The organism is Pelotomaculum propionicicum (assembly GCF_004369225.1).
Taxonomy (GTDB): Bacteria; Bacillota; Desulfotomaculia; order Desulfotomaculales; family Pelotomaculaceae; genus Pelotomaculum_B; species Pelotomaculum_B propionicicum.
In genome coordinates this window covers 81,990-87,989 of record NZ_QFFZ01000009.1, presented here as the reverse complement: position 1 = coordinate 87,989, position 6,000 = coordinate 81,990, and the positions used below count along the sequence as shown (strand labels likewise).

Annotated in this window: 6 protein-coding genes; 5 read left to right on the top strand and 1 reads right to left on the bottom strand. The window is 45.7% G+C overall.

The annotated features are described in order from the left end of the window. The 5 genes from Pmgp_RS06325 to Pmgp_RS06305 all read left to right on the top strand — a co-directional run. The coding region (locus tag Pmgp_RS06325) for a ferredoxin family protein (RefSeq protein WP_192902814.1) at positions 1-149 on the top strand (149 nt) is incomplete at its 5' end. 189 nt (positions 150-338) lie between these two features. After that, on the top strand, positions 339-1,679 hold the full coding sequence (locus tag Pmgp_RS06320) for an MFS transporter (protein WP_134213125.1): 1,341 nt from the start codon (positions 339-341) through the stop codon (positions 1,677-1,679). A gap of 442 nt (positions 1,680-2,121) precedes the next feature. Next, positions 2,122-2,640 (top strand): pantetheine-phosphate adenylyltransferase, encoded by a 519-nt coding sequence (coaD, locus tag Pmgp_RS06315; RefSeq protein WP_134213124.1) that lies wholly within the window; start codon positions 2,122-2,124, stop codon positions 2,638-2,640. 45 nt (positions 2,641-2,685) lie between these two features. Then, positions 2,686-4,089 carry a radical SAM/SPASM domain-containing protein gene (locus Pmgp_RS06310; protein WP_134213123.1) on the top strand — a complete coding sequence of 468 codons (1,404 nt, stop codon included), beginning with the start codon at positions 2,686-2,688 and terminating at the stop codon, positions 4,087-4,089. 212 nt (positions 4,090-4,301) lie between these two features. Next, positions 4,302-5,471, top strand: coding sequence for a class I SAM-dependent methyltransferase (locus Pmgp_RS06305; RefSeq protein WP_427910015.1), 1,170 nt, complete (start codon positions 4,302-4,304; stop codon positions 5,469-5,471). Positions 5,472-5,531: 60 nt separating this feature from the next. Here Pmgp_RS06305 and Pmgp_RS06300 read toward each other — a convergent pair whose 3' ends face one another. Next, positions 5,532-5,801 carry a hypothetical protein gene (locus Pmgp_RS06300; RefSeq protein ID WP_134213122.1) on the bottom strand — a complete coding sequence of 90 codons (270 nt, stop codon included), beginning with the start codon at positions 5,799-5,801 and terminating at the stop codon, positions 5,532-5,534. Positions 5,802-6,000 lie beyond the last annotated feature (199 nt).

Sequence of the window (6,000 nt, the reverse complement as noted above, 5' to 3'; positions counted from 1 at the left end):
TGTACACGCTGAAGGAGGACGGTGAGCTGTCCTTTGACTACGCGGGCTGCCTGGAATGCGGCACCTGCAGGATTATTTGCCCGAAGGAGGGGGCGATCAGCTGGCAGTATCCCAGGGGCGGGTTTGGGGTTAGTTTCAGGTATGGTTAAACCATTGTAGGATGTTTGCTGTCCTTGCAGTTCTTTATCTTGTAATTACTGTATGTGGAGTAAATGCTCATTTCAGGAGCAGTTATTTAAAAAGTCGATTTTCAGGGAAGGAGGGTAGTTACAAAGTCGTTATTTTTATAAAAACTTAATAGTGAAGGTATGATATTAAAGAATACAAGGAGGATTGCTATGAATCAAGCGGCAGCCGAATTAGGCACAAAAGCGCAATTGTCCGACAAAGCAAGGAAAATGCTCAGTTATCGTTGGGTTTGTTATGGTATTTTATTGTTTACTTACGTTTTTGTATATTTCGACCGTGTTTGTCCCGCTGTTGTCGCGCCGGAGCTGATGAAGGAATTCGGCCTGACAGCAACAGCGCTGGGGGTTCTGTCGTCCATGTATTTTTATCCCTACGCGGCTATGCAGATACCGTCAGGTGTACTGTCAGACTACCTGGGGCCGAGATTTTCGGTGGGTACTTTCTTCCTTATCGCAGCTATCGGGACCATAATGTTTGGTCTTGCGAAAAGTTTCGGCATAATCATTTTTGGCCGCTTCCTGATGGGTGTCGGCGTGGCGGTCGTGTGGATACCTTGCATGAGGATCCTGGCCAACTGGTTCCGACCTAAAGAGTTTGCCACGCTGACGGGTACCATGCTCACTCTGGGTAACGTCGGCGCTATTATCGCTTCCGCCCCGCTGGCGTTAATAGTGGGCGCAATGGGTTGGAGAGCCGCGTTTTATTGGGTCGGCGCCGGCTTGGTAATAGTGGCCATACTGAACTTTATCCTGCTCAGGAACAAGCCGCAAGACATGGGACTGCCGACCGTTTCGGAAATTGATGGTGTGAATTACTACACATCGGCAGACGGCTCGCACAATGCGACCTTCCTGCAAAACTGCGGCAAACTGTTCAGAATGAAGAACTACTGGCTGATAGCTGTCTATGCGTTTATGATTTACGGTACGGTCATGGGATTCCAGGGACTCTGGTTTGTGCCCTACGCGCAGGATATCTACGGTCTCACTAAACAAGCGGCCGCCAACATGCTGATGATGTGGCCGATAGGTATGGCTATAGGCTGCTTCACCATAGGTTTGACTTCAGACCGGGTGCTGAAGTCGAGGCGGAAAGCGTCTCTCTATGGCATGATAATCTACATCATCGTCTGGCTGCCTGTGGTTTTAGCGACTGGTCATATTCCTGTAGGAGCTTTCTACCCCTTGCTGTTCATCATGGGCTTTTTCTGCGGCAGTTACGTGCCCAACTACGCTCATGTATCCGAGGGGCAGCCGCACAGCTTTATTGCAACAGCAAACGGTATGGTAAACATCTGGTATTTCGTTGGGGGAGCATTTTTCCAGACTATTATGGGCCGTGTACTTGACGCCTACGGCAAGGTCGGCGGCAAGTTTCCGGTTGAAGCTTACCAGAGAGCTTTTTGGATTTGTATAATCGCGCTTGTTATCGGAGCAATAGCCATGTACTTTACAGAAGACTCCAAAGAATTGCAGAAGACGAAGGCCTGATGTGAAGCTGTTTTTTTAAAATTAAATGTTATAGTGTGTATTTATGTAAAAAAGAGCAAGGTAGTCTAAAAGAAAAAAGATATAAAGAAACAGGGAGTATCTCAAAGAGATTTTACAGTTCGTTGTAAACGGACGCGTTAAAGTCGCAATCGGTTTTGGGGGAGGGGGCATGGATACCGGTTGAAAGCCGGCATTCCATGCCTTCCGGCTTTAGTGCCACATCTTTTATAAGTAAAGGTGATTTTTATGCGCTATGTCTTGTGTAAAAAAGGGAAAAGCGGAAAAACTTCAAGTGCAGGTTACGTGTATATTGAGGAACATGGTTGGATCAATATTGAACTATTCCTCGATAGAATTAGAAAATATGTAAAGAGATTTGAGCAAGAACTTGGCAGCACGCAAAAAAAAGCAAAGTTGAGTTTAAACCAGGAGGTGAGCTAGCATGCGTGCCATTTACCCCGGAAGCTTTGATCCAGTAACCTTTGGTCATTTAGATATTATTGAAAGGGCTTCTTTGCTCTTTGACAGTGTAATTGTGGCAGTTTCCCGCAATCCGTTGAAGAATCCACTCTTTTCAACAGAAGAGCGGGTTGAGATGCTCAGGGAAGTCCTTGCGCTATATCCCAATGTTGAGGTGGATTCATTTGAAGGTTTGACGGTGGATTATGCGCTGCAAAAGAAGGCCAAACATATCGTGCGGGGGCTGCGGGTGATCTCTGACTTTGAAAACGAGTTTCGCATGGCACTTACAAATAAAAAGCTGACAGGTGTTGTTGAAACGATATTTTTGATGACTAAAGCTGAATATTCCTGCATAAGCTCAAGCACGGTAAAAGAATTGGCATCTTTTGGCGGTTCACTGAGTTGCTTTGTACCACCTCTGGTAGAAGAGAGATTAATTGAAAAAAATAAAAACCGGTCATTTAAGCTGGAGAAAATTCAAGAAATGTGCGCAGTTTAATATGGTTGATTTTTATTATTAAATAGCTGAAAGAAGGCAGAAGTCATGAGTCTGGCTACAAAAGTTCTTGGAGAAACTACTTTAAAAATGGTAGTTAATTATGCAAACAAAAATCCTGAAAAAGGTATTCAATCTCTTTTAAACCTGGCTGCAAGGATCCCTTTCGACCCGGTATACCGGGAGATGGTTCGTGATGCCGAAAAGGCTTTCCAGAACAAGAACAACAACTGGTATCAATTGTTTATGAGGTTTTTTAGAGAAGCGCACCCCAGGGTCAGGGAACGCCTGTTTACAAACATGTTTTTAAATGCCTGGTTTTTGGGGGTTCCAAAACAACGGGAGATGAGCGAGAAACTAGGTGTCAACATACCGTTTGCACTGCTTGTTGACCAGACTTCCAGGTGCAACCTGCGCTGTACGGGTTGCTGGGCTGGCGATTACAGCAAGGAGCAGGAGTTGAATTACACAACTTTCGTAAGAATTTGTGGCGAAGCCAGGGAACTGGGCATCTATTTTATAGTGATTTCAGGCGGAGAGCCGCTTATGAATAAGGACGTCATACTTAGGCTGGCTGCCAGGTATCCGGATATGGTTTTTCATGTCTATACCAACGGCACCCTTATAGACGACCGTTTTGCCGAAGAGGTAGCCCGGCTTGGCAATATAGCTTTTGCCATCAGCCTGGAAGGGTTCCGGGAAAACACCGATAAAAGGCGGGGACAAGGTGTATTTGACCGTGTAATGAAGGCGATGGACACCCTCCATAAGGCCGGAGTGATATTTGGTTTTTCCGCCACTTACACCCGCTACAATACTGAAGAGGTCGGCAGTGAAGAATTTTGGGATCTGATGATCAAAATGGGATGCACATTCGGCTGGTATTTTACTTACATTCCCATCGGGAGGGATATAAACCTTGATATGATGGCCACTCCGGAGCAGCGCGCCTTTATGTACCGGCAGGTGCAACGTTTCAGAAAGACCAAGCCGATAGCTGTTATTGATTTCTGGAATGACGGAGAAGCTGTAAACGGGTGTATCGCCGGTGGCCGCCGCTACCTGCATATCAACGCCGCCGGGGAAGTGGAGCCCTGCGCGTTTGTTCACTACGCCACAGATAATATCAAAAATATATCCCTGCTTGAGGCGCTGAAATCGCCGCTTATGCAGGCCTATCAAAAAAGGCAGCCTTTTAACAGCAATATGCTTCGCCCCTGTCCCATTATTGACAATCCGGAGGCTCTGGCGGAGATTGTCGCCGAAACGGGAGCCCGCTCTACACAGATAAACTCCAATGGGGGAGCGTCGGAGCTTGCTAAGAAGCTGCGGGATTATTCTCGCGCCTGGGGACGTGAGGCTGACATGCTCATTGAAAGCAAGCAAAAGGCCAAGGCTTTACGTAAAGTAGTTGAATACGCAAACATTTTCTATTATCATAAATCCTCATGAATAATTTACCAACAATAGTTAAATAATTTAATTAGGGAGCGGCCGAACCTGCTAAAAAACAGCGGGATTAGTCTCGCGCCTGGGACAGGTGACCGTCCTGCTCTGTGAAAGCAAACAGCAGGCCGAAGTTGCCACGTCATGAAGGGAGATCCGTAAAGATGAAAGTGCCGCTGAGTCAGATCTTTAACCGCTTTGAAACGGAGATGGATGATTTGGAAAAGAAACTGCTGCAACAATTATTCAGTCACATAAATACAGGTGCTTTTGCGGTTGTTTTCTGGGATGGGTCCGAGGAACAGTATGGAGAAGGTCAGCCTTTCTTCAAGCTGATAATTCGGGATAAATCAATTGTCGGAAAGCTGGTAAAAAACCCGGCCCTGGTTTTCGGCGAAGCCTACGTTGACGGTCTAATAGAACTGGAAGGCGATATCGCCGAAGTGATCAGGCTAATACACTTGAATAAGGAGTTTATCGAGAAGTATACCGGCGGCAAGGCTGTTCAAAGGGTCGCTTCCCTGCTCCGCCACGTTTCAATCGAAAAACAAAAAAAAGATGTCCGGCACCACTACGATATCAGCAATGATTTTTTCGCCCTCTGGCTTGATCCCACTATGAGCTACTCTTGTGCTTATTTCAGATCCCCGTCAGATTCACTTGAAGAGGCCCAACTGCAAAAAATCGACCACAGCCTGAAAAAATTACACTTGAAAAAAGGAGAAACACTTCTTGATATAGGCAGCGGCTGGGGCTGGCTGATCATCAAAGCCGCTCAGCGGTACGGGGTAAAGGCTACCGGTATAACCGTAAGCAAAGAACAATACGAAAAGACAAAGCAGCGGATTACAGATCTGCAGTTGGATAATTTAGTAGAAGTATTGCTGATGGACTACCGGGAGTTACTAAAAACAGGACGTAAATTCTCCAAGATAATAAGCATTGGTATGTTCGAACACGTGGGCAGGGACAACATGCCGGTCTACATGAAAGCTGTGCGGGATCTGCTGGAACAGGGCGGCCTTTCATTACTACACACCATAACCCATCCTGTCGAAGGCCCGGTTAACCCCTGGATCGAAAAATACATATTCCCGGGCGGCTACATTCCCTCACTCCGGGAAGTTATCTGGCTCCTGCCTGACTATGATTTTCACCTTCTTGACATCGAGTGCTTACGTATGCATTATGCCATGACTTTAGACCGCTGGGCGGAAGGGTTTGAAAAAAACGTACATATAGTGCTTGAAAAATACGGTGAAAGTTTTGTCCGCATGTGGCGGATGTACCTGCGCTCATGCGCCGCGTCGTTCCGTTACAGCGGGCTCTCGGTGCACCAGATTCTCTTTTCCAAAGGTCTTGTCAACGATCTGCCGCTAACCCGTTAGCGCTAATTTTGAAAGAGGTTTCCCGGATTTTTACTGATGGCGTAATTTTTACCTATACGTCTAATTCTTATTGTCTTTTTTAATAAACTCTTTTACATATTGCTCACCTTCTTCGCTGAGCTTATAGTGATTCTGATCGTCTAAAACAATGTATCCTTCTTTTACCAGAGAAGATACTGCCGTCTTTGTTGCATCATGAGGCAATGGACGGTAAGACGGGCATCCTGCGCAATATCCGAGGCAGGATTCATGTATGCGTTCTTCAGTTAATTTATATAAATCGAGAAGCAGCAATTTTTTGTCCTCATCTAAGTCCTTTACTTTAAGCAACCAAATACACCCCCTTATAGAATTTCTATTTTTAGTTCCTATTCCCCTCCCCCAAAAATGCCGGTTTAACCGAGCCTTCTATTTTTTACTGATGCGATAATCCATCAGGTGATGTATATCTGCAAATATGAAAGTGATGTATTATTACATAAAAGAAGGCAAATTCCAATCAACTGATGCATATGTTCATCGCATGAAA

Excerpts from the sequence above, each read along its gene's own strand:
- Pmgp_RS06320 (WP_134213125.1), top strand. The coding sequence starts at position 339 with ATGAATCAAGCGGCAGCCGAATTAGGCACAAAAGCGCAATTGTCCGAC.
- coaD (WP_134213124.1), top strand. The coding sequence starts at position 2,122 with ATGCGTGCCATTTACCCCGGAAGCTTTGATCCAGTAACCTTTGGTCAT.
- Pmgp_RS06310 (WP_134213123.1), top strand. The coding sequence starts at position 2,686 with ATGAGTCTGGCTACAAAAGTTCTTGGAGAAACTACTTTAAAAATGGTA.